The organism is Streptomyces olivaceus (genome assembly GCF_000721235.1).
Taxonomy (GTDB): domain Bacteria; phylum Actinomycetota; class Actinomycetes; order Streptomycetales; family Streptomycetaceae; genus Streptomyces; species Streptomyces olivaceus.
Window position 1 is genome coordinate 91,476 of sequence record NZ_JOFH01000004.1, and the last position, 21,586, is coordinate 113,061.

Genomic DNA, 21,586 nt, shown 5'->3' on the forward strand with positions numbered 1-21,586 from the left:
CGCCACGGAGCGCACTGCAATGAACACCGGATCTGTCACGCCCGTCGGCTCCCCCCAGGGCAACGGCGGCGGCTCCCCGCCGGGCAAACTGAGCGGCGCCCAGCGCAAGGCCATCGTCGCGGGCACCATCGGCAACACCGTCGAGTGGGTGGACTGGGCGCTCTACTCGATCTTCGCGAAGATCATCGCCGACGAGTTCTTCCCCAAGGGGGACGGCGCGGTCGCCCTGCTCTCGACCCTCGCGGTGTTCGCGGTCGGGTTCGTCATGCGCCCGGTCGGTGCGGCGGTCCTCGGCGCCTACGCCGACCGGCGCGGCCGCAAGAAGGGCATGACGCTCACCGTGGCCCTGATGGCGGGCGCCGGGTTCGCCATCGCCGTCACCCCCTCCTACGAGAGCATCGGCGTCGTCTCGCCGCTGCTCCTGCTCGTCGCCCGGCTCGTGCAGGGGTTCTCCGCCGGTGGCGAGTTCGGCTCGTCGTCGGCCTTCCTCGTCGAGTCCGCCGCCCGGGGCCGGCGCGCGTTCGCCGGGTCCTGGCAGCAGGTGTCGGTCGCCGGCGGCGTCCTGATCGCCTCGCTGCTCGGCACCCTCACCACGTCGGCGCTGAGCGACGACGCCCTGCACTCCTGGGGCTGGCGCGTGGCGTTCGTCTTCGGCGGACTCCTCGGCCTGGTGGGCCTGTGGCTGCGGGTCTCGGTCGAGGACACCGAGTCCTACACCGAGGCGCAGGGCAGCGGGCGCACCCGGACCAACCCCGTCAAGGCGATGTTCGTCGAGCACCCGGCGGCGACGCTGCGGGTCGCCGGCATCACGGTGGCGGGCACCCTCACGTACTACATCTGGGTCAACTACCTGCCCACCTACGCGAATCTGACCACCGGCATCCCGCTGAGGACGGCGCTGCTCTCGCAGACCCTGTGCCTGATCGTCTTCGTGATCGCGCTCCCGTTCGCGGGACTGCTCTCGGACCGGCTCGGACGCAAGCCGACGATGGCCGGTTTCGCGGGCGGCTTCGTGGTCCTCGCCTGGCCGCTGCTGCACCTGCTGGGCGACAGCTTCCTCAGCCTGTTCCTGGTCCAGCTCGTGGGCATGCTGCTGATCCTCGGCTACTCCGCGAACTGCGCCGTCATCATGGCCGAGCAGTTCCCGCCGGAGGTGCGCGCCACCGGGATCGCGCTGCCCTACGCGCTCGCCGTCGCCGTCTTCGGCGGCACGGCGCCGTACGTCACCACCTGGCTGCACGAGAGCGGGCACAGCGACCTGCTGTGGATCTACGTGAGCGCCGCCGCGCTGATCTCCCTCGTCGTCTACCTCACGATGCCCGAGACCAAGGACAAGGAATTCAAGTGACCCCGCACGTTCTCGTCACCGGCGCCGCGGGCGGCATCGGCGGTGCGATCGCCGACGCGTTCGCCGCCCGGGGCGCCTTCCTGACCCTCGCCGACCTCGACCGCGACGCGCTGGAGGCCGCGGCGTCCCGCTTCGGCACCGGCGCGGCCGTCCACGCCGTGGATCTGAGCGGCGCGGACGCCGCCGCCGGCCTGGTCGAGCAGGCGTGGTCGGCGCACGGGCCCCTCGACGTCCTGGTCAACGCGGCGGGGATCTATCCCTCGCTGGACATGGCCGAGGTCGACGCGGGCGCCTGGGACCGGCTGTTCGCGGTCAACCTGCGTGCCCCGGTCCTGGCGACCGCCGCCTTCGCCCGGCTCGCCGGCGCGGCGGGCCGGCCCGGTTGCGTCGTCAACATCTCCTCCGGTTCGGCCCTGCGCTCGCGCCCGGGCGGCGGGCCGTACGCCAGCTCGAAGGCCGCCCTGGAGATGGCCACCCGGGCCGCCGCCCTCGAACTGGGCTCCCAGGGCCTGCGCGTCAACGCGGTCAGCCCCGGCTTCGTACTGGTCGACAGCGACTGCAACCCCGTCTCCGCCGAGTACGCCGCGGCCATCGGCGCCAACCCGCTGGGCCGTCCCGGCACGCCCGAGGACATCGCGCGGGCCGTCTGCTGGCTCGCGGGGCCCGAGGCCTCCTGGGTCACCGGAGAGGTGCTGCGGGTCGACGGCGGATCCAGCACCGGAGCCCATCACCTGCCCCGCATATGGCAGTCCCACGACACCCGCGCCACCGCCACCCCCACGGCCACGGAGGAACCCGCCCGATGAGCGACACCACCCCGCAGCGAGCCGCCTACACCGTCGTCGGCGCGGGAGCGATCGGCGGCACCCTGGCGTTCGCCCTCGCCCGCGCGGGCCACCCCGTCACCGTCGTCGACACGGACCGCGCCCACGTCGACGCCATCCGGGCCGGCGGCCTCGTCGTCGCCCGGGGCGGCACCCGCACGAGCGTCCCCGTGCGGGCCGTCACGCCCGACGAGTTCACCGGCACCCTCGGCCGGGTGCTGCTCTCGGTGAAGGCGCAGGCCACCGGGGCCGCCGTCGACTGGATCGCCCCGCGGCTGGAGCCGGACGGCTGGGTCGTCTCCGTGCAGAACGGTTTCAACGAGGACCTGATCGCCCGGGTGATCGGCGAGCACCGCACGGTCGCGGCCTTCGTCAACATCTTCGCCGACGTCGTCGCACCGGGTGTCGTGCAGGACGGCGGAGCCGGAGCCCTGGTCGTCGGCGAGCCGCACGGCGCCCCCGTCGGCGACCGGGTCCGCGGCCTGGTCGCCGACCTGCGGAGCTGGGGCCCCGCACAGGCCAGCGACAACGTCGAGGGCTACCTGTGGGCCAAGGCCGGTTTCGGCGCCATGCTCGCCGCCACCGCGCTGGCCGACGCCCCCATGGCCGACCTCATCGACCGCCACCGCGTGGCCATGGCCGGACTGACCGGCGAGATCTTCGCGGTGGCGGACCGGCGCGGTGTGGCACTGGAGGCGTTCGACGCCTTCGACCCGCACCCGTTCCGGCGGGGCGCGGACCCCGCCGCGCGCGAGGCCGCCTTCGACCGTCTCACCGCCTGGCTGCGCACCCAGAGCAAGGACCGCAGCGGCATCTGGCGCGACCTGGCCGTACGCCACCGGCCCGTCGAGGTCACCACCCACTACGCGGACGTCGTCGAGGACGCGGCGCGCGAGGGACTGCCGGTGCCTCTCCTGCGGACCGTCCTGGACGGTCTGCGCGAACTGGAGGGCGCGCCGGGGAAGATGTCCGAGTCCCGCCTGGCCGGACTCGACCGGATCGCGGGCCGGCCCGCGGAGTGCGCCTCGTCCGAGGGCGAGCGGGCCCGGGCGGTCAAGGAGTGGCTGGAGGAGCACCGCGAGGACATGGTGGCCGATCTGGCCGCCTACACCGCGCAGGGCAGCGCCAGCGACGACCTGGACGCCCTGGACGCCTGCCTGGCCTGGCTGCGCGACTGGCTCGACCGCCGTCTGGGGTCCCCGGACACGGAGGAGGTCCTGCCCCGGGACGAGACCGGCGACATCCTGGTCCGCCGCTACCCGGCCCGCGGCACGGGCGACGACCGGCCGGTCGTGCTGGTCGGCCACTACGACACCGTGTGGCCGACGGGCACCCTGGACACGTGGCCCTTCCACCGGGACGGCGACCTGGTGACCGGTCCCGGCGTCTTCGACATGAAGGCCGGGCTCGTCCAGGCGGTGTGGGCGCTGCGCGCGCTCGACGCCCTCGGGCTGCCGCGTCCCGCCTGCACGGTCCTGCTCAACGGCGACGAGGAGACCGGCAGCCTCGCCTCCCACGAGGCGATCGTCGCCGAGGCGCGCGGCTCCCGGCTCGCCATGGTCTTCGAGGGCGCGGCCGACGGCGCCATCAAGACCGCCCGCAAGGGAGTCGGTCTGTTCACCCTGACGGTCACCGGCACCGAGGCGCACGCCGGTCTCGACCCCACCGCGGGAGCCAGTGCCGTGCACGAACTGGCGGCGCAGGTACTGCGCTTGACGGGGCTGACCGATCTCGACGCCGGGACCTCGGTCAACGTGGGCGTGGTCGAGGGCGGCACCCGCAGCAACGTCACGGCGGGCCGCGCCACCGCGCGCCTGGACGTCCGCGTGGCGTCCGCCGCCGAGCAGGAGCGCGTCACCCGGGCCCTCGCCGCCCTCGAACCCGCCGACGCCCGCACCCGGCTGCGGGTCACCGGGGACTGGAACCGCCCGGTCTTCGAGCGCAGCGAGGAGGTCGCCGCCCTCGCCTCACTGGCGAAGTCCTGCGCGCGGCTGCTCGGCCACGACCTCGCCGAGGCGTCGGTCGGCGGGGCGAGCGACGGCAACTTCCTCGCCGCGGCCGGGACACCGGTGCTGGACGGCATCGGCGCGGTCGGCCACGGCGCCCACGCCCGTTCGGAGCGCGCCAGCGTGTCCGGCATGGTCGGCCGTGCGGCGCTGGCCGCCACCGTCCTCGCCACGCTGGCGGAGCGGTGACGGCGGTCGCCGTCACCGCTTGATGCCGACCCCCGCCCACAGGCTGACCTGCGCGTCCGTCGGCGCCTCGGGGCCCAGCGGCCGGGTCGGCCGCCAGCGGTGGCCGACGGTGACGCCGGGGTCGAGGAGGTCGAGTTCCTCGAAGAAGCGGGCGACGTCGTCCTGCGCGCGGAACTGCACCGGCGTACCCGCCCCGGTGTAGATGTCCGTCACCTTCTCCCAGGTGGGCGGGTCGAAGTCGGGCGTGCAGTGGCTCAGCGCGAGGGCGCTGCCGGAGGGCAGGGCCGCCATGACCCGGTTGACGATGCCGTACGGGTCGGCGGCGTCGGTGATGAAGTGCATCAGCGCGTTGAGGGACAGGGCGACGGGCCGGGACAGGTCGAGCACCTCGGCCAGCTCCGGCGCGCCCAGCAGCGCCTCGGGGTCGTTGACGTCGGCCTCGATGTAGGTGGTGCGGCCCTGCGGGGTGCTGCGCATGAGACGCTCGGCGTACTTCAGGACCAGCGGGTCGTTGTCGGCGTAGACCACACGTGCCTCGGGGACCACGGACTGCGCCACCTGGTGCACGTTCGGCTCGGTGGGTATGCCGGTGCCGATGTCGAGCCACTGCCGGATGCCGTGCTCCTCCGCCAGAACACGGGTGGCGCGGTGCATGAACGCGCGGTTCTCGCGGGCGCAGGTGAAGATGCCCGGGTACGCCTCGGCAACCGCTTGCGCGGCCTGCTTGTCGACCGGGAAGTGGTCCTTGCCGCCGAGGTAGTAGTCGTACATGCGGGCCGAGTGCGGCCTGCTGGTGTCGAGGTCCCGCCGGACGTCGGTGTTGCTCATCGTGTTCCCTTCAGAAGGTGTGCTGCGGTGTCGCGCGTCAGGTGGTCGGCCATGCCCTGCTTGACCCCTCTGACGAAGGCGCCGATCTCCTCCGGCGTGTAGATGAGCGCCGGACCGGCGGGATCGGTCGACTGGCGCAGTGCGACGCGCCCGTCGGCGAGTTGCTTCGTCTCGACGCACTGGCCTCCGTTGGGCCCGCTCCAGGGACGCTCCCAGCCCTGCTCGCCGAGGTCGGAGGCCGGCATGCCGTTGTAGACGGTGTCGTCGGTGGTGGTCATGAGTACTCCTTGCGCATGCGGTTCAGGAGTGCTTTGCCGGCCCGGGACGACGTCATCAGCGACATCCTGTTGTGGGCCTCCAGGTGGGCGACGACGTCGTCGCGCTGGTCCAGGTAGACCGAGGCGGAGAGGATCTCGCTGTACACGATGTCCGGCAGCTCGGGCTCCTCGAACCGGAAGTAGGTGAACGGGGCGCACGCGCCGACGTGGGCGCCGACCTCGAAGGGCAGGATGTCGATGCTGACGTGGTCCAGTTCCGACACCTCCAGGAGCCGGTCTATCTGTTCACGCATGACGTCGGGGCCGCCGACCACCCGGTGCAGGACGGCCTCCTCCATGACCACCCAGAGCGTGGGCGCGTTCTCGCGGTCGAGCAGGCCCTGCCGGCGCAGTCGGAGGTGGACGCGGCGTTCCAACTCGTCCTCGGTGCCGTTCGGGAAGCCGCCGCTCAGTACGCCGCGCGCGTAGGCGGGGGTCTGCAGGAGCCCTGTGACGTAATGGGGTTCGTAGGTGCGCAGCGTGCTCGCGCCCGTCTCCAGGCTGACGTACGCGGTGAACCAGCTGGGCAGCACGTCACGGTAGGCGTGCCACCAGCCGGGCTTGTTGGCCTGCTCGGCGAGGGAGACGAACTCGTCCGTCTCCTGCTGTCCGGCGCCATAGGTCTGCAGGAGCTTCTCTACGTAGAGGGGTTTGAGGGCGACTTCGGCCTTCTCCAGGCGGCGGATGGTCAGGGACGTCACCCGCAACGCCTTGGCGGCGTCGGCCAGGGACGCGTCCGCCGCCTGCCGCATGTCCTGGAGCCGCTTGCCAAGGATCATGCGCAGTACCGTCGGGGCGCTCGTACCGGTGCTGGATCGGGCTTCACTCACGCCCTACCTCCTGATGGGCTGTCACTGTTCGATTCTGTCAGCGACTTGGTGACGACACCACCCTGATCACGTCTCGCTGAAATTATCAGGGAAGCGGTTGCAGCATGAAGCGGGCTGCGAGCATAGTTGCTCCGTGAGCGAGCCCTCCCGACCGGCCGGGGCGCCGTCAATTCGTGTGCGTGTGCGAGGAGTTACATTCCTGTGCACGGACAGCAGACTGTCCTCTCCCGCGCCCCGGACCAGGCCCGCCCCTCTTGCGCCGCCGCCCGTCCGCTTTGGAAGGCGATCAACGTGACCCCCCACACGGCCTCCTCGCCCGATCTCTTAGTCACCACACCCGCGGACCGGGAGCACTGGTTCGACCTCCCCTCGATCCGGGCGAGTGTGCGGACGGCCCGTGACACGGCCCGTCGGCAGCTGCGCACCTGGCGGCTGCCCGGCGACGTCTGCACCGACGCCGTACTGCTCGTCTCGGAACTGGCCACCAACGCCGTCATCCACTCCGCGAGCAGCGGCATGCTGTGCGGGCTGTCACTGACGCCGGGCGAGCGCCTGCGGGTCGAGGTGCACGACGACGGGCGCGGCGAGGCGCGTCCCTCCGGTGCCCGGCCGCCCGGCCCGGACGACGAGAGCGGTCGCGGCCTGCTGATCGTGCAGCAGCTCGCGGACTCCTGGGGCGCCGTCCGCTCGGCGCGCACCGGGGGGAACGCGGTGTGGGCCGTCCTGCGGGTCGACCCCTGAGTCCCGCTCCCGTCCGGCTCTTCGAGGGCGGCCCCGCGGCAGCACCGCGCGGGGCCGCCCCGCCGCCGCGGTGTGTGCAGTGTCACCCGGCGGGAGGGTGGTCCGCGTTGTGTGGCTCACAGCGTAAATGTCCCTTTGGCGTGCATGCTCGGTAGTGGATGCCGTCGTGCCCTCAAGTGGCATGCAGCGGCCCGGACTTGATCACGGTGTGCTGGACCGGAGTACTGGCGTGAGCCACGCCACGGCGCCCGTGACGTACCCCCTCCGTCACCGCAGAAAGGTGCGCATCGTGGCCGCATACCTGTGCCCTCCCTCCGTCATCCACGGCGAGCACGCCGTCAGTACCGGCCAGATCGTGGAAGAGGTGCGCGACCGGCACCCGCATGCGGCGTGGGCGCCGCGGATCGACGGCATCGCGGCGAGCACGGGCATCGAGACCCGCGGCTGGATGCTCCCGCTCCAGACCGCCGTCGCCCCCGGCCGGGAGGGTGCCCTGCCGGCCGCCTCGGCCGGTCCGGCGCGCGAGGCGCTGGCTCTCGACGGGTTCTCCGCCGAGGACGTGGACCGCGTGATCGCCTCACTGGAGGCGATACCGGCGCCGCAGACCGTGCAGGAGCGCACGGCCCCGGCCTGGGACGCCGTACAGGCCTACGGCGAGCGGGCGGCGCGCGGGGCGCTGCAGAGCGCGGGACTCGACCCCGCCGACGTCGACTGCCTGATCACCAGCAACTCGACGACCCCGGCGCTGCCGGGGCTGGACGTCACCCTGGCCAACAGGCTCCCCCTCCGGAGCGACGTGATGCTGCTGCCGGCCGCCCAGTGGGCGTGTGTCGCCGGGACCCGTTCCCTGGCGCTCGCCGCCGACCTGGTGGCGGCGGATCCCGACCGGGTGGTCCTGGTGGTGATCTCCGAGGCGCTCAGTACGACCTACCAGCCCGCGGACGACACCCTGGAGTCCCTGATCGTGCGGCTGCTGTTCGCCGACACCGCGGTCGCCGCGGTGGTCACCGGGCGGCCGCGGCCCGAGTCGGTGCTGCGGCTGGACTCCGCCTGGCACCACACGCTGCCGGACACCCGGGACCTGCACCGTCTGGAGACGCGGGCTGACGGCACCCACTTCGTGATGGACCGGCGGGGGCCGCGCGCCGTGCAGCAGACGGTCACGGCGATGTGGGAGTGGCTGCGGGTGCGCTACCAGGACGACCCCGCCGCCTGGCACCCCGACGTCCTGCTCGCGCACCCCGGCGGGACCCGGGTCCTGGAGTACATGGAGCAGACGATGCCCGCCGAGTGGCCGTCGGGTCTGCTCGACCACAGCCGGAAGAGCTACACCAGCGGCAATCGCGGCGGAGCCGCCGTGTTCGACATCCTGCGCAGGGCCCACGACGCGGGCCAGAAGGCGGGCGCCCGCGCCGTGCTGTACGCGGCCGCCCCCGGCCTCACGGCCACCGCTCTGGAAGGGGAGTGGCTGTAGGGCCCGGCGTCCACGCGGGCCCTCCGCACCCGCCTCACCTGGTGACCTCCGCCCAGACCACCTTGCCGGTGTCCGTCCACCGCACGCCCCAGCGGGTGGTGAGCCGGTGCACGATGTGCAGGCCGCGCCCGCCGTCGTCGAGGAGCGCGTTGCGGCCCAGCCGCGGCCTGCCGTTGCCCGCGTCGCCCACCTCGCACAGCAGGCCGTGGCCGAGCCTGATCAACCGCACCGTGATGGGGCCGCCGGCGTACCGGACGGCGTTGGTGACCAGTTCGCTGACCAGGAGCACCACGCTGTCGCGGAGGTCGCTCCTGGTGTCCCACCGCTCCAGCAGCGCGTGCACCAGCGTGCGGGCCCGGGCGGCCGCGTCGTCGCGGGCGGGCAGCCGCCACGTCGCGGTGTCGCCCTTGCGGTAGCCGATCGTGCGGGCCAGCAGCAGGGTCACGTCGTCGCGCCGGCGGGCCGGTGCGAGCGAGGCGACCACGTGCCGCGCCGCCTGCGCCAAGCCGTCCCACGGGTGCACCCGGGACACGGCGGCCGCGAGCCGGGCGATGCCGTCGTCGATCGACAGGGCGGGGTCCTCCACCAGGCCGTCGGTGTAGAGGGCGAGCAGGGACCCGGGGGGCGTGGAGAACGTGTGCACCTCGAACGGCTCCCGCAGCGCGAACTCGGCGCCCAGGCCCGGGTGCGGGCGGACCGCGAGGGGGGCGGCGGGCCCTTCCGGGGGTGCCAGGACCGGGGGCAGGTGGCCCGCGCTGGAGAGCGACAGGCGGTGGCTGACCGGGTCGTACACGGCGATGCAGCAGGTCGAACCGAGGGCGCTGTAACCCGCGGCCAGCCCCGATTCCGCGTCGTCCAGCAGCGTCACGGTCTCGTCCAGATGTTCCAGTACCTCGTCGGGCGCCAGCCCCGCGGACAGCAGGGCGCGGGCCTCCATGCTCAGCTGGCCCATGGTCGCCGCCGCCCCCAGACCGTGCCCGACCACGTCACCGACCACCAGCGCGGTGCGGCCGTCCGGCAGCGGGAAGCTGTTCACCCAGTCGCCGCCGACTCCGGCGCTGTCGGGCGTGGCGGGCTGGTAGACGCTGGCCGTCTCGACGGTGTCGCCGCCGACGCGGGGCAGCAGCCGGCGCTGCAGAGCCAGAACCTGCGTGTGCTCGCGCTGGTGCCGGCGGGCCAGGTCGACGTGGTGGGAGGTCCGGGCCACCAGCTCCTGCAGGTCGAACAGCTCGCTGTCGGCGAAGGGGCGGTCCGTCCGCCGCCAGACCTCCACCACGCCCAGCACGACGGGCGGCGTGTCGTCCAGGACGAGCGGCACGCACACCACGCCCGCCGACCGGTCGCCGGGCACCAGGGCGCGTACCAGCCGCGGGTTGCCGAGCACCCGTTCGATCGCCCGCCGGTGCGGGATGACGAGGGCCTGCGGCGCGTCGTCCCGCCGGATCGCCCGGGCCAGCAGACGGCTCGCCTCCGGGGGGAGGTCCTGGCCCACCGTGACGTACCCCTCGGGCCACGCCCGGTCCGGCACCAGAGCCGCCCGCCGCAGCCGGATACGCCCGGACGGGTGCTCGGTGACCCCCTCCCCCGTCCACACCGCCAGGTCGAGGTCGACGGCGGCCACGTCGCCCCACGCCAGCAGGGACTCCGCGAGCGACTGAGCCGTCTCGCCGATGTCCAGGGAGGTGCCGATCGCGGTCTCGGCGGCGTACAGGTGCAGCCGCCTGGCCATGGCGATCAGGGAGACGGTCAGCCCCTCCTGGGGCGCCGCCGCGGCCAGGATGCTCATCGAGACCACCAGCTCCGACCCGTCGGCGCGCCGCAGGCGCTGGACCCTCGCGACGTGCGCCTCGCCCGTCCCGAGGACGTGCCGCAGCCGGCGGGTGACCGTGGGCACGTCCCAGGGCGGCAGAAGATCGGTGAACGGGGTCCCGGCCACGGCCTCCAGTCCTGCGAAGACGGGGGCGTCGAGGTTGCTGCGGGTGATCCTCAGATCCCGGTCCAGGTTGACCGCGCCGAGGATCTGCTCCTGCCCCTCGGCCGCCATGTCGACGGGGCCGCCTCCCGGTCCCCCGTCCCCCCGCGCCTCCGCGGCACCGGCCGCCGCCGCGCCGGGCGGGATGTACCGGCCCAGGGCGCTGCTGACGAGGTCGAACGGGGACTCCGAGGGCGAGGGCGACGAGGGGGAGGGTGTGGAGTCCATACGGCTCTCCCAGCTCGCTCGCCAACCCCGGCACAGCCCTGGGCCGTGCCCGAACCCGTACGGCAGCACCGGAGCGCCGTGCCGCACACACCTCATTCAATAACAACCGGAGCCGTGGCGCCCACCAACGGAGCGGGAGATTCCGGTCGGCGTGCACGAGAGGGCGCCCGTCAGGGGCGGGCGTGAACGCCGAGGCCCCCGGAGATCGCGAGGTTCTCGCCGGTGATGTATCCGGCCGCGTCGGAGGCGAGGAAGGCCACGGCCTCGGCGACGTCGGCGGCGGCCCCGGCTCGGCCGAGCGGGACGTCCGCGCCCCAGGATTCGATCATTTCCCGGGAGACGCCCAGCTTGCCGTAGGCCGGGGTGTCGATCAGTCCCGGACTGACGGCGTTGACGCGGATGCGGCGGGGGGCGAGTTCGAGCGCGAGGGACCGCACGAGGGGCAGCAGGGCACCCTTGGCCGCTGTCACGGCGGCCCCGATCCCTTCGCCGGCGCCGACGGTGAAGACCACGCACGAGCCCTCGCGCAGGAGTGGGAGCGCCTTCTGCAGAGTGAAGAAGTTGCCCTTCACATTGATGTCGAACAGGTCGTCGAAGGCTGCCTCGTCGATCGACTCGACGGGACCGGGGCGGGAGACGCCCGCATTGAGGAACAGCAGGTCGAGGGTGCCGAACCGGCTGCGCGCCTCGTCCACCGCGCGGTCGATATCCGGCAGGGACCGCGCGTCGGCGCGGACGGTCACGATGTCGCCGGGCAGTTCGGCGCCGGCGTGGCCGCCGGACCCGGTGACCATGACGCGGTGGCCGCGGGAGTGGAGGAGTTCGGCGGTGGCCCTGCCGATCCCGCTCGTTCCGCCGGTGATCAGAGCTGCAGGTGCGGGCATGGCGTGCTCCTTCTCTTCGCTGACGAGTGCCGAGCCGCCGACACGGACGCGCCGGCCCCTCTCTGGCAGCGTACGACCACTTGGCAGTGACTGCCAACCTGCGCATGAATGTCAGACTGGCACTCTCGGTTAACCTGGGGGGATGAAGCAGGAAGCGAAGGCGGGAAGGAAGGGAGCGGCGGGCGGACCGGCCACCCTGTGGGACCGGACGCGGCAGCTGGCCTCCCGGGAGATCCTCGAGACGGCTCTGCGCCTGTTCACCGAGCAGGGCTACGACGAGACGACCATCGCCCAGATCGCCCGGGAGGCCGGCGTCTCCCAGCGGACCCTCTTCCGCTACTTCGGGACCAAGGAGGAACTGCTCGGCGGCGACCAGGACCGGTTCGGCCGGGTCCTGACGGAAGCGGTCGGCGGGCAGCCCGCCGGGACCGGCGTCTGGGAGGCCCTGCGCGCGGGCGTCGCCGCCGTACTGGCTCTGCACGAGAGCCGGGCGGACGCCCTGGAGCGGTTCCGCCTCCTGCACAACACGGCCTCGCTGCGGGCCGGCCGGCTCGAGAAGCAGCTGCGCTTCCAGGAGGAGCTGCTGCCGCTCGTGGAGGAGCGGATGGGCACCGCGCGGGGCGGCGCCGACCCGAGCGCCCGGGCGGTGGTCGCGACGGCGTTCGCGTGCCTGGACGCCGCGACGGCGACCTGGGTCGCGGGCGAGGGCGAGGACGACCTAATGGACCTGTACGACAGGTGCCTGGCGGCAGTGCGCGGCGGCTCCTGACCTGCCGGGGCGGCCTCGTGAACTGCCGGGGCGGCCTCCTGAACTGCCCACGGCGGCCTCCTGACCCGCCCGCGCCGGCCGCCGCGTCCTCGCGGCGCCTCTCGCTCGGGCCGGCCGGCGTTCCGGTGGCCCGAGGCGCCGCGCGGTCGGTGTCAGTCGTCGATCCAGCCGTGGGTCCTGCCGAGGCGCAGCATCTCCTTGCGCACTTCAAGGATCTGAGCCCCCGTCAGGCCGGGAACCGCCTGCAGAAGGGCCTCGGTCAGCTCCGCGCCGTACTCACCCGCCGTCAGGATGTCGCACTCCGGCTCCTCGCCGTCGGCCACGCGCCTCGGCGCGGCGGGCGAAGGTGTGCCGGCGGCGCCCTTCGCGAGCCCCACGGTGGACGCCTTCGGGCCCCGGTCGCCCTCTTCGACCTCGAACTCGACGACCACGCCCGGGCGGATGACCGACTCCGGCACCACCAGGTCGTTCACGTGGAGGAAGACATCCTCGCCACCGTGGTCGGGGGCGATGAACCCATAACCCCGGACCCCGTCGAAACGCACCACTCGTCCAACAACCATGTCAACCCATACCCCGACCACAACGGGCCCCTTGCCCGTACCCGGGTCCCATACTAACCACGGGCGGTCAGGCGGCGCCCAGGTCGGTGTGGAGCAGGTGGTGGTCCGAGTACGGGGTGGGCCGGACCCGGTGTCCCCGCGGGACCATGCCGCGCAGGAAGACGTAGTCGAATTTGCTGTGCCAGTCCGTGGTCACCTCGCACGCACCGGCCCGCCCGGGACGGCAGCCGGGATCGGCGTCCGCGGCCACCTTCCACAGCGGGGCCAGTTCGGGAGCGTCCGGCACCGCGTTGAAGTCACCGAGGACGAGAGCGCGTTCGTGCTCGGCGACGGCCCCGGCGAGCACGTCGGCCTGGCCCGCACGGACCGTCTCCTGGCGCCGCTGGGCGAGGTGGGTGTTGAAGACCCGGACGGCCTGTCCGCCGATCCGCGTGGTGACGGCCAGGTACCCGCGGTCCTCGGACCCGCCGTCGGGGTACTCGACGGTGACGGGGTCGGTCATCGGTGCGGCCGACAGGAGCGCCTGGCCGAAGTCCCCGGGGTTCCACGGCGCTCCCCCGCAGCGCCCCCAGTGTTCGAGCACCGCCCCGTACTCCACGTGGTAGACCAGCCCGTAGAGGCGCTCCAGGTGGTCGCGGATCCTTCTCACATCGCCCTCGCACGCCTCCTGCAGGCCAACGACCTGGGGTGCGTACGTGGCGATCTCGGCCGCCCGGTCGACGTTGCTCTCCTCGCAGGGGTTGCACAGGTTCCACGTCATGACACGGTTCGGCACGACCTCCGCGGCGGCGTACGCGGGCAGCGCCCTGGCGAAGGGGGCGCCGCCGCCCGGCGCGCTGGGCCCGACCAGCACCAGGCAGGCCAGCGCCAGCGCACCCGCGAGCAGTACCACGCGTCTTCCGAGCACCCCGACTCCCCTGCAAAGATGCCTGCTTGCACGTCAAGGCACACTTTCACACACGGGTTCGGGCGCCGTGAAGCCGGTGACCGCGCGGCCCGCCGCCGCGGCGGACGCCGTCGGAGCGGCAGGCGTCACCCTGCCCGGAGGCAGAAGGGGTGGCCCGCCGGGCTGGCGTAGACGCGCCCGCCCTGCCCCGCCCCCGGCTCTACCGCACCGGTCGGCCGCAGCCGGACCGCCCCCGCGCGAAGCGCCAGGTCGTCCGCGGCCGCGAGGTCGTCGGTCGTCAGGTCGAGGTGCACCTGCTGCGTACCGTCCTCGGGCCACCGCGGGCGGACGTGCCCCGCCGCCCGCTGGATCACGAGGACCGGGAAGCCGTCGGCGCGCAGGAAGTGGTGTGTCGCGGTCCTCGTGACCTGGCCGCCCAGGAACCGGTGCCAGAACGCACTCTCGGGTTCGAGCTCGCCCGCGTCGACGACCACGGCGGTGAGGCCGATGTCCATGCTCTTCTCCTCTTTCGTCTCTCGTTCTTCGTCTGTCGCCCGCCCGGTGCTCACACCACCGGGATGATGCCGCCGTCGACCCGGAACTCGGCCCCGGTGAGCCACTTCGCGCGGCGGGAGGCGAGGAACGCGATCATCTCCGCGACGTCCTCGGGATCTCCCGGCCGGCCCATCGGGACGTTCAGCCGGTCCACGATCCGCTGCCGCATCTCGTCCACACCGACGCCCTCCTGCTCGGCGACGTGCCGGAGGTGTTCGACGGCGCCCTCGGTGGCCACGAAGCCGGGCAGGACGCACACCACCCGCACTCCGTGCTCACCGACCTCGGTGGCCAGCTCGCGGCTGTACGCGTTGAGCGCCGCCTTGGCCGCCGCGTAGGACACGTCGCCGCGCTGCGGAAGCCGACTGGCTATGGACGACACGTGCACCACGACTCCGGACCCCCGCTCGACCATGCCCGGCACGAGGATCCGGTCGAGCCGGACGGCGCTGAGCAGGTTCATCTCCAGGTCGGCGCGCCATGCCTCGTCGGACCGTTCGAGCGTGGGGGCCGGGCCGCTCGTGGCGCCCGCGTTGTCGACCAGGACGTCCACGCCGCCCATCCGGTCGACGACCCGGCGTCCCAGCTCCGCCACTCCTCGCTCGGTGGCGAGGTCGGCCGGCACGAAGCCGGCCCGCAAATCCTCCTCGGGTTCGCTGCGGGAGGCGGTGAGCACCGTCGCCCCCGCCGCGGCGAAGCGCCGCGCCGTCGCCCTGCCGAGGCCTCGGCTGCCTCCGGTGATCAGCACGCGCAGGCCGCTGAGCCCTTCGTCCGGAACCGTCATGGGAATGCCCTTCCAGTAAAGTGAACCCGACTCCGGAAACCGTACACAACATGAACCTGGTTCACCTTAAGGAGGCACTGTTGCCGTCGTCACGTCCGCTGCGCGCCGATGCGCGGGGCAATCGCGAGGCGCTGCTCGCCTCGGCGCGGGAGGCGTTCCTCGACGAGGGGAGCGACGCCCACGTCAAGGAGATCGCCCGCCGGGCGGGGGTCGCGGTGGGAACGCTCTACCGCCACTTCGAGACCCGCGAAGCACTGGTCGAGGCGGTCTACCGCCAGGAGGTGGCCGAGCTCTGCGCGGCACCGGCCGGGCTGCTCACCCGGCACGCCCCGGACGAGGCACTGCGCCGCTTCCTGCTGCTGCTCGTCGAGCACTCGGCGGTCGGCAAGGGCATGGGCGAGGCCCTGGAGAGCATCATGGCGACGGACTCCCCGGTCTTCGACGACTCGCGCGCCGCGATGGCCCGCGCCCTCGACGAGTTGCTCGACGCCGGCGTCGCGGCCGGCTCCGTCCGGGGCGGAATCGACGGGAAGACACTCCTGCGGGCCCTCGGCGGCATCTGCGGCATGCGCGCCCAGGGCTGGGAGGACGACGCGGTCCGCATCACCGCGCTCCTCCACGACGGGCTGCGCTACGGGGCGTCGAGCCCGGGCCGGCCCTCCGACCGATCGTCCGGCGGCCCGGCGAGGTAGCGGTGGAGCATGGCGACCAGTTCGTCCTCGAAGCGGCCCAGGTCCACGCGGTCGGGCTCGGCGCTGACCTTGTGGACCACCAGCTCGATCGTGGTCACGACGAGCCGGGCGGCCATCTCGGTGTCGGCCACCCGGGCCTCCGGGTGGCGCTCCAGCAAGTCCCGGGTGTAGACGAGGCGTTCGGCCTCGTAGGCCGCCACCTTCCCCAGCAGCTCCGGTGAGCGCGGCCCCTGCTCCGCCATGACGCGCAGGAGTTGCGGATCGTCGAGGTGGTTGTCGACCGCGACCCGGACGAAGAGACGGAGCACCTCCTCCAGGGAACGGGGCAGCTCCTTCCCCTGGTGGCGCATGACGGCGGCGCGCCCCGTGTCCAGGTGCCGGGTCACCAACTCGGCCAGGATCGCATCCTTGTTCGGGTAGTACTGGTACAGCGAACCGATCGAGACCCGCGCCCGCTCGGCGATCCGGTTGGTGGTCCCCGCGGCGTAGCCGTACTCGCCGAAAACGTGAGCAGCCGCGTCGAGGATGCGCTCACGGGTCAGTTCCGCCCGGACCTGCCGGGGCTGCTTACGTGGGGCGAGTCCGCGTCGGTCGGACGTCATGCCACCTCCTGGTCGGCGCCGTGAAAGCGAGTAGCCAACAAGCTGAGTAATTGCTCAGAATAGTGCCATGAACTGCGGCGGAGCCGTCGGCGGACCTCGTCCGCCGGAGCCGGCGCCCGCCGGTGCCGCCCACAATCCCGAGAGGACCTCTTCATGACGCATGCCGCCACCCGGATCCGGTCGGTGGGCCCGCGGGAGGTCAGGGCCCGGCTCGGCCTGCCCGACGCCATGACCGCGTCGAAGAAGACCGACCGCCTGGACGAACACTTCCGTCGCTTCATCGCCCACTCGCCGTTCCTGACGATGGCCACCGCGGACGCCGAGGGGCGTGCCGACTGCTCGCCCCGGGGCGACTACCCGGGCTTCGTCAAGGTCCTGGACGACCGTACGCTCGCCATCCCCGACCGGCCGGGCAACAAGATCGCCGACTCCTTCGGCAACCTCGCCGAGAACGACGGCGTCGGGCTGCTCTTCCTGGTCCCCGGCATGCGCGAGACCCTGCGTGTCAACGGCCGCGCCCGCGCCACCGACGAGCCCGACGTCCTCACCCGCATGGAGGTGGAGGGCAGGAGGCCCGTGCTGGCCGTCGTCGTCGAGGTGACCGAGGTGTACTTCCACTGCGGCCGCGCCCTCATCCGGTCGCGGCTGTGGGACCCGGCGAGCCGGGCGCTCGCCGACGAACTGCCGTCGGTCGGCGAGGTCGCCGTCGAGCAGTACGGCCTGGACGTCCCGCCGGAGGTGCTGGAACGCCGGCTCCAGGACGGCTACCGCAAGCTCTACTGAACCGCTCCCGAACCACTCCACAGGACGGCCCGCAGATGACCCCACCGACGGCCACACCCGCAGACGCACCGGCGACCGCACCCACCGCCGCACCCGTGCAGGCGACCGTCGTCGACCGCATCGACCGCGTCGCCGAAGACGTCGTCGCCCTGACCCTGCGCGGCACCGGAGGACCGCTCGCGCCGTGGGAACCGGGCGCCCACATCGACCTCCGGCTGCCCAACTGGCTCACCCGGCAGTACTCCCTGTGCGGGGACCCGGCGGACCGGGACACCTACCGGGTCGCCGTGCGCCACGACCGCCTCAGCAGGGGCGGCTCGGAGTACGTCCACCGCTTCCTGCGCCGGGACCGGCCGCTGCCGGTGTCCCTGCCGCGCAACCACTTCCCGCTGCTGCCCGCGCCCCGCTACCTGTTCGTCGCCGGCGGCATCGGCATCACTCCCGTGCTGCCCATGCTGCGGGCGGCCGTCCGGGCGGGCGTGCCGGCAAACCTGCTGTACGTGGGGCCGTCGCCGGACGCCATGCCGTTCGCCGCCGAACTGCGCGCCGCACTCGGGGACATGGTGCGGGTCGTGGCCACCCGGAGCGAAGGCAGGCCGGACCTGGGCGCCCTGGCCGCGGAGCTGGACGAGGACTCCCTGGTCTACTGCTGCGGTCCGGCGCCCCTGCTGGCCGCGGCGGCGCAGGTCTTCCCCGCGCAGCGGCTGTACACGGAGCGCTTCCGCCCGCTGGCGAGGACGTTCGGCCCGGACACCGCGTTCGAGGTCCTGTGCCGCCGCTCGGGCCGGACGGTCGCGGTCCCCTCCGACGAGTCGATGCTCGACGCCCTGACGCACGCCGGGCACCCGCTGCCCGCCGGATGCCGCGAGGGAGTCTGCGGCAGCTGCGAACTCGCCGTGGCCGAGGGCGAGGTCGAGCACCGCGACGACCTCGGCGCCCCGGAGGGCCGCATGTACCCGTGCGTGTCCCGGGCCCGGTCCCCGCGCCTCGTCGTGGACCTGTGAGCGGCTACCGCGGAGGGTGCAGCCTGCGGAAGTACGTCCAACTCGTCTCGTTCGGCTCGCTCCACGCCTCGGGCGCGTGCGCGAACTCGGGGTGCCGGTCGGCGATGTAGGCGCGCGTACGCCCGGGGACCTCGGCGTACGAGCCGAGCTTGCGGCCCCGGCAGTGGAAGGTGAGGCCGCCGGGCCGCTGTCCGCGCTCCATCCACGGCAGCCACGGGGACATCCGGGTCCACGACATGGTGGCCGGGACGCCGGGTGCGGTGCCCGCCAGGTCGGCGCGGTGGGCGAAGAACTGGAAGCACTCCAGCGCCTTGTACGTGTCGCCCGCCGAGTGGACGGGGTACTCGGCGACCGGCAGCGGCGAGGGGTAGGCGAGCGGGATCTCCAGGCTGAAGCAGACCTGGTCGCCGAGGTCCGTCGTCGGGACCGGGAACGGGCGCCACTTCTGGTTGGCCGGGTCGTTCCAGACGTGCACCACCGGCAGGTCCTGCCAGGTCTCCAGGATTTCGCGGGTGCCCGGGTCGAGGTAGAAGGCGGCCTCGCGGGTGAGCAGCCGGTAGGCGTCCGGGCCGTCCTCGGCGTCCTGCACGAGGCGGGCAACGTTGACCCCTTCGAAGCCGAAGAGGCGCTCGTAGGGTGCGTCCGGGGACCAGGAGTACACGTCGCCGGTCCACCAGTAGGTGACCTCCTCCCCGTCGAGCGAGGCCCGGGTGCGGGCGAGGGAACGGAGCGACTGAGCGGGTGTGGTCATGGGACGTACTCTTTCAGTACGCGTCGTGTTGCAGCGGCGGGTCCACGGGGAGCGCCCCGGCCTGCTTCACCCAGGTCGGGGCGCTCGCCCTGCGGTACCGGCTCAGCGTTCGCCGGCGAACCAGTCCTTCTGCGGGGTCCTGGCCGCGAGCGTGCCGCAGTTGGAACCGAAGTTCCAGGCCTGCTGGCTGCCGATGACGCCGCCCCACTCCACGCAGGCACCGCGTGCCGCCACGTACACGGGGCCCGCGTACGAGCGGTACTCGCCTTCGTCGTACTGGTCCTCGTTGGTGTCGACGTTGCGCACGTAGGCCACCATGTACGTCGGTGAGCCGGTGCTGTTGCGGACCGTCACCGTACAGTTCTTGCCGTTCGACGCGTTGTAGGTGAGGTACACCGTGCCGGTGCTGCCGACCGGCATGGAGTTCACCACCTTGTAGCCGGAGCCGCAGACCCCGTTGTACGACGCCGCCGCGCCGGCGGTGGCCGCGCTCGCGGCGGGAGCTGTGACCAGCATCCCCGCCCCGACGGCCGCCGCCGCGATCACCGACGCTCCCACGGTCTTCATGGAACGCTTCATGGCACCTCGATCCGTGACTGGACTGGCTTCTCCATGATGTTGCCGAAGCCACCCAATGAGACCTTTGCGCCGGTTCGGTGGTTGCACGGCGTTGGCGGCTGTTTACGGCCATTCGCGTACAGGCGCCCCGCGTCGAACGGCGGTTCGTGTCACTTCCCGTGCGGATCGGTGGCGTTGAGGGCCTCGACGACCTGGTCGTAGTCGCCGCGGGCCTCCCCGTAGCGCAGGAACTTCACCCGTTCGACCTGGATCTCCTTGGCGTCGGGCCGCGCTTCGATCAGGTCGACGACCTCGGTGACGAACTCGTCGAGCGGCATGGCGTGCTCGTTGTCCTCGTGCCCGGGCAGCAGCGCGGTGCGCACGGACGGGGGTTCGAGTTCCACCACCTTGACCGAGGTGTCGGCCAGCTGCAGCCGCACCGACTCGCTCAGCATGTGGATCGCCGCCTTGGACGCGTTGTAGCTGGGTGTGATCTTCAGCGGGGCGAAGGCCAGGCCCGAGGAGACGGTCATGACCGTGGCGTCCGGGCGGGTCCGCAGGTGCTCCACGAACGCGGCGATGAGCCGGATCGGTCCGAGCACGTTCGTCACGACGGTGGACTCGGCGGTGGCGAGGAACGACGCGGGGTCGTGCCAGTCCTCGGCGTGCATCACCCCGGCCATCGTCACCAGGACGTTGAGGTCGGGGTGCGCGGCGAGCACCTGCTTCGCTGCGGCGGTGATGCTCGCGGGGTCCGTGGTGTCGATGCGCACGGTGTCCAGGCCGGGGTGCTCGGCCGCGATCCGTTCGAGCAGCTCGGCGCGCCGGCCGCCGACGATGACGGTGTTGCCCCTGGCCTGCAGCCGGAGGGCGAGGGCGAGACCGATGCCGCTGGTGGAGCCGGGGATGAAGACGGTGTTTCCGGAGATGTCCATGACCCGATCGTCGTCACTCTCCCCCGGCGGGTGCAGAGACCGGTTGTCGGGGGATCGGCGGTCCCTGGATCCCGGTCCGGCACCGGGTGACAATCGGCGTATGGACCGAGCAACACTGGCCGAATTCCTGCGCAACCGTCGCGAGGCGCTCCGGCCCGAGGACGTCGGCCTCCCCGCGGGCCCGCGCCGTCGCACCCGCGGGCTGCGGCGCGAGGAGGTCGCGTCGCTCGCCGTGATGTCGACCGACTACTACACGCGGCTGGAGCAGCGGCGCGGCCCGCAGCCCAGTGAGCACATGCTGGCCTCGCTCGCCCGCGCGCTGCGGCTCACGAACGACGAGCGGGACTATCTGTACCGGGTCGCCGGGCACAACGCGCCGGCGTCGCTGTCGGCTCCGGACCACGTCGCCCCGGCGCTGCTGCGGGTGCTGGACCGGCTCGACGACACTCCGGCGCTGATCCTGAACGACCTGGGCGAGACACTGGTGCAGAACAGGATGGCCGCCGCCCTGTACGGGGACGCGTCGGCGTACACGGGCTGGGCCCGCAGCGCGGTCTACCGCTGGTTCACCGACCCCGCGGCGCGTTCGGTCTACCCCGAGTCCGACCGGGACCGGCAGAGCCGCGCCCAGGTCGCGAACCTGCGCGCCGCCCACGGGCTGCGCGGCCCGCGGTCGCAGGCCGGTGAACTCGTCCGGCGGCTGCAGCGGGTGAGCGAGGAGTTCGCCGAGTTGTGGGCGCGGCACGAGGTCGCCCAGCGGTTCGAGGACCACAAGACGCTCGTCCATCCCGAACTCGGGGAGATCGAACTGGACTGCCAGGCGCTCTTCACCGAGGACCGCCTCCAGACCCTGCTCGTCCTCACCGCTCCCCCGCGGACCGAGGCCCACGAGAAGCTGCGTCTGCTGTCCGTCCTCGGACTCAACCGCTTCACCGGGGCGGAACGCAGCGACACGCGGGGCTAGGGCCTGCCGTCACATTCCCGTCGTCCGCCCGAAGGGCGGGCCAGGCGGCGTCAGGTGCGTGCTCTGGGGGTCCCCCCCGGCCGGAGGCTGGGGGAGTGC

Annotated in this window: 23 protein-coding genes; 10 read left to right on the forward strand and 13 right to left on the reverse strand. The window is 72.8% G+C overall.

What is annotated here, in order from left to right; all coding sequences use genetic code 11:
• Nucleotides 1–19 precede the first annotated feature (19 nt).
• Genes IG94_RS0106485 through IG94_RS0106495 form a run of 3 tightly spaced genes read left to right on the forward strand, consistent with a single transcriptional unit; the run spans nt 20 to nt 4,367 of the window.
• Nucleotides 20–1,348: an MFS transporter gene (locus IG94_RS0106485; RefSeq protein WP_031032307.1), complete on the forward strand. Its 1,329-nt coding sequence runs from the start codon at nt 20–22 to the stop codon at nt 1,346–1,348.
• Nucleotides 1,345–2,154 (forward strand): SDR family NAD(P)-dependent oxidoreductase, encoded by an 810-nt coding sequence (locus tag IG94_RS0106490; RefSeq protein WP_031032310.1) that lies wholly within the window; start codon nt 1,345–1,347, stop codon nt 2,152–2,154. Before IG94_RS0106485 ends, IG94_RS0106490 begins: the two co-directional genes overlap by 4 nt.
• Nucleotides 2,151–4,367, forward strand: coding sequence for a 2-dehydropantoate 2-reductase (locus tag IG94_RS0106495; RefSeq protein WP_031032313.1), 2,217 nt, complete (start codon nt 2,151–2,153; stop codon nt 4,365–4,367). Before IG94_RS0106490 ends, IG94_RS0106495 begins: the two co-directional genes overlap by 4 nt.
• A 12-nt stretch (nt 4,368–4,379) precedes the next feature.
• Here IG94_RS0106495 and IG94_RS0106500 read toward each other — a convergent pair whose 3' ends face one another.
• The 3 genes from IG94_RS0106500 to IG94_RS0106510 are packed head-to-tail and all read right to left on the reverse strand — an operon-like array spanning nt 4,380 to nt 6,342.
• On the reverse strand, nt 4,380–5,195 hold the full coding sequence (locus tag IG94_RS0106500; protein WP_031032316.1) for an SAM-dependent methyltransferase: 816 nt from the start codon (nt 5,193–5,195) through the stop codon (nt 4,380–4,382).
• Nucleotides 5,192–5,473 carry a DUF397 domain-containing protein gene (locus IG94_RS0106505; protein WP_051159902.1) on the reverse strand — a complete coding sequence of 94 codons (282 nt, stop codon included), beginning with the start codon at nt 5,471–5,473 and terminating at the stop codon, nt 5,192–5,194. The genes IG94_RS0106500 and IG94_RS0106505 overlap by 4 nt, the downstream gene beginning before the upstream one ends.
• A complete protein-coding gene (locus IG94_RS0106510; RefSeq protein WP_031032326.1) occupies nt 5,470–6,342 on the reverse strand; it encodes a DUF5753 domain-containing protein in 873 nt (290 codons plus the stop codon). The genes IG94_RS0106505 and IG94_RS0106510 overlap by 4 nt, the downstream gene beginning before the upstream one ends.
• 291 nt (nt 6,343–6,633) lie before the next feature.
• On the opposite strand from IG94_RS0106510, the gene IG94_RS0106515 reads away from it, so the two are divergent.
• Together IG94_RS0106515 and IG94_RS0106520 are read left to right on the forward strand one after the other, a co-directional pair.
• A complete protein-coding gene (locus IG94_RS0106515) occupies nt 6,634–7,083 on the forward strand; it encodes an ATP-binding protein (RefSeq protein WP_078536094.1) in 450 nt (149 codons plus the stop codon).
• 289 nt (nt 7,084–7,372) lie between these two features.
• Complete coding sequence (locus IG94_RS0106520) at nt 7,373–8,557, forward strand: beta-ketoacyl-[acyl-carrier-protein] synthase family protein (RefSeq protein WP_031032333.1); 1,185 nt, start codon at nt 7,373–7,375, stop codon at nt 8,555–8,557.
• 34 nt (nt 8,558–8,591) lie between these two features.
• On the opposite strand, the gene IG94_RS0106525 is transcribed toward IG94_RS0106520, so the two are convergent.
• Nucleotides 8,592–10,757, reverse strand: coding sequence for an ATP-binding SpoIIE family protein phosphatase (locus IG94_RS0106525; protein ID WP_031032335.1), 2,166 nt, complete (start codon nt 10,755–10,757; stop codon nt 8,592–8,594).
• Nucleotides 10,758–10,927: 170 nt separating this feature from the next.
• Complete coding sequence (locus tag IG94_RS0106530; RefSeq protein ID WP_031032338.1) at nt 10,928–11,641, reverse strand: SDR family NAD(P)-dependent oxidoreductase; 714 nt, start codon at nt 11,639–11,641, stop codon at nt 10,928–10,930.
• A gap of 142 nt (nt 11,642–11,783) precedes the next feature.
• Here IG94_RS0106530 and IG94_RS0106535 point away from each other — a divergent pair, with 142 nt between their 5' ends.
• Complete coding sequence (locus IG94_RS0106535) at nt 11,784–12,410, forward strand: TetR/AcrR family transcriptional regulator (RefSeq protein ID WP_052410570.1); 627 nt, start codon at nt 11,784–11,786, stop codon at nt 12,408–12,410.
• A 152-nt stretch (nt 12,411–12,562) separates the two neighbouring features.
• Here the strand turns inward: IG94_RS0106535 and IG94_RS0106540 are convergent, their stop codons facing one another.
• The 4 genes from IG94_RS0106540 to IG94_RS0106555 form a co-directional block, all read right to left on the reverse strand.
• Nucleotides 12,563–12,973, reverse strand: a complete 411-nt coding sequence (locus tag IG94_RS0106540; protein ID WP_031032342.1) for a cold-shock protein — start codon at nt 12,971–12,973, stop codon at nt 12,563–12,565.
• Nucleotides 12,974–13,040: 67 nt separating this feature from the next.
• Entirely contained in the window at nt 13,041–13,880 is an 840-nt protein-coding gene (locus IG94_RS0106545) for an endonuclease/exonuclease/phosphatase family protein (RefSeq protein WP_031032345.1), read from the reverse strand.
• A gap of 125 nt (nt 13,881–14,005) precedes the next feature.
• On the reverse strand, nt 14,006–14,374 hold the full coding sequence (locus IG94_RS0106550) for a VOC family protein (RefSeq protein ID WP_031032347.1): 369 nt from the start codon (nt 14,372–14,374) through the stop codon (nt 14,006–14,008).
• 50 nt (nt 14,375–14,424) lie between these two features.
• Nucleotides 14,425–15,198, reverse strand: coding sequence for an oxidoreductase (locus tag IG94_RS0106555; RefSeq protein ID WP_031032349.1), 774 nt, complete (start codon nt 15,196–15,198; stop codon nt 14,425–14,427).
• Nucleotides 15,199–15,278: 80 nt separating this feature from the next.
• Between IG94_RS0106555 and IG94_RS0106560 the strand changes: the two genes are divergently transcribed.
• Nucleotides 15,279–15,890 (forward strand): TetR/AcrR family transcriptional regulator, encoded by a 612-nt coding sequence (locus IG94_RS0106560; protein WP_052410571.1) that lies wholly within the window; start codon nt 15,279–15,281, stop codon nt 15,888–15,890.
• Here IG94_RS0106560 and IG94_RS0106565 read toward each other — a convergent pair.
• Entirely contained in the window at nt 15,830–16,492 is a 663-nt protein-coding gene (locus IG94_RS0106565; protein ID WP_031032353.1) for a TetR/AcrR family transcriptional regulator, read from the reverse strand. The two genes, IG94_RS0106560 and IG94_RS0106565, sit on opposite strands and share 61 nt — an antisense overlap.
• A 153-nt stretch (nt 16,493–16,645) precedes the next feature.
• Here IG94_RS0106565 and IG94_RS0106570 point away from each other — a divergent pair, with 153 nt between their 5' ends.
• Both IG94_RS0106570 and IG94_RS0106575 read left to right on the forward strand, forming a co-directional pair.
• Nucleotides 16,646–17,275, forward strand: coding sequence for an MSMEG_1061 family FMN-dependent PPOX-type flavoprotein (locus IG94_RS0106570; RefSeq protein ID WP_031032356.1), 630 nt, complete (start codon nt 16,646–16,648; stop codon nt 17,273–17,275).
• Between the two features lie 95 nt (nt 17,276–17,370).
• Complete coding sequence (locus tag IG94_RS0106575; RefSeq protein WP_031032357.1) at nt 17,371–18,279, forward strand: PDR/VanB family oxidoreductase; 909 nt, start codon at nt 17,371–17,373, stop codon at nt 18,277–18,279.
• Nucleotides 18,280–18,283: 4 nt separating this feature from the next.
• Here IG94_RS0106575 and IG94_RS0106580 read toward each other — a convergent pair whose 3' ends face one another.
• The 3 genes from IG94_RS0106580 to IG94_RS0106590 all read right to left on the reverse strand — a co-directional run bounded on the left by IG94_RS0106580 (nt 18,284) and on the right by IG94_RS0106590 (nt 20,523).
• A complete protein-coding gene (locus IG94_RS0106580) occupies nt 18,284–19,030 on the reverse strand; it encodes a DUF1838 family protein (protein WP_031032360.1) in 747 nt (248 codons plus the stop codon).
• 102 nt (nt 19,031–19,132) lie between these two features.
• A complete protein-coding gene (locus tag IG94_RS0106585) occupies nt 19,133–19,597 on the reverse strand; it encodes a hypothetical protein (protein ID WP_043483033.1) in 465 nt (154 codons plus the stop codon).
• A 161-nt stretch (nt 19,598–19,758) separates the two neighbouring features.
• Nucleotides 19,759–20,523 carry an SDR family oxidoreductase gene (locus IG94_RS0106590; protein ID WP_031032364.1) on the reverse strand — a complete coding sequence of 255 codons (765 nt, stop codon included), beginning with the start codon at nt 20,521–20,523 and terminating at the stop codon, nt 19,759–19,761.
• Nucleotides 20,524–20,623: 100 nt separating this feature from the next.
• Between IG94_RS0106590 and IG94_RS0106595 the strand changes: the two genes are divergently transcribed.
• Complete coding sequence (locus IG94_RS0106595; protein ID WP_031032367.1) at nt 20,624–21,487, forward strand: helix-turn-helix transcriptional regulator; 864 nt, start codon at nt 20,624–20,626, stop codon at nt 21,485–21,487.
• Nucleotides 21,488–21,586: the final 99 nt, after the last annotated feature.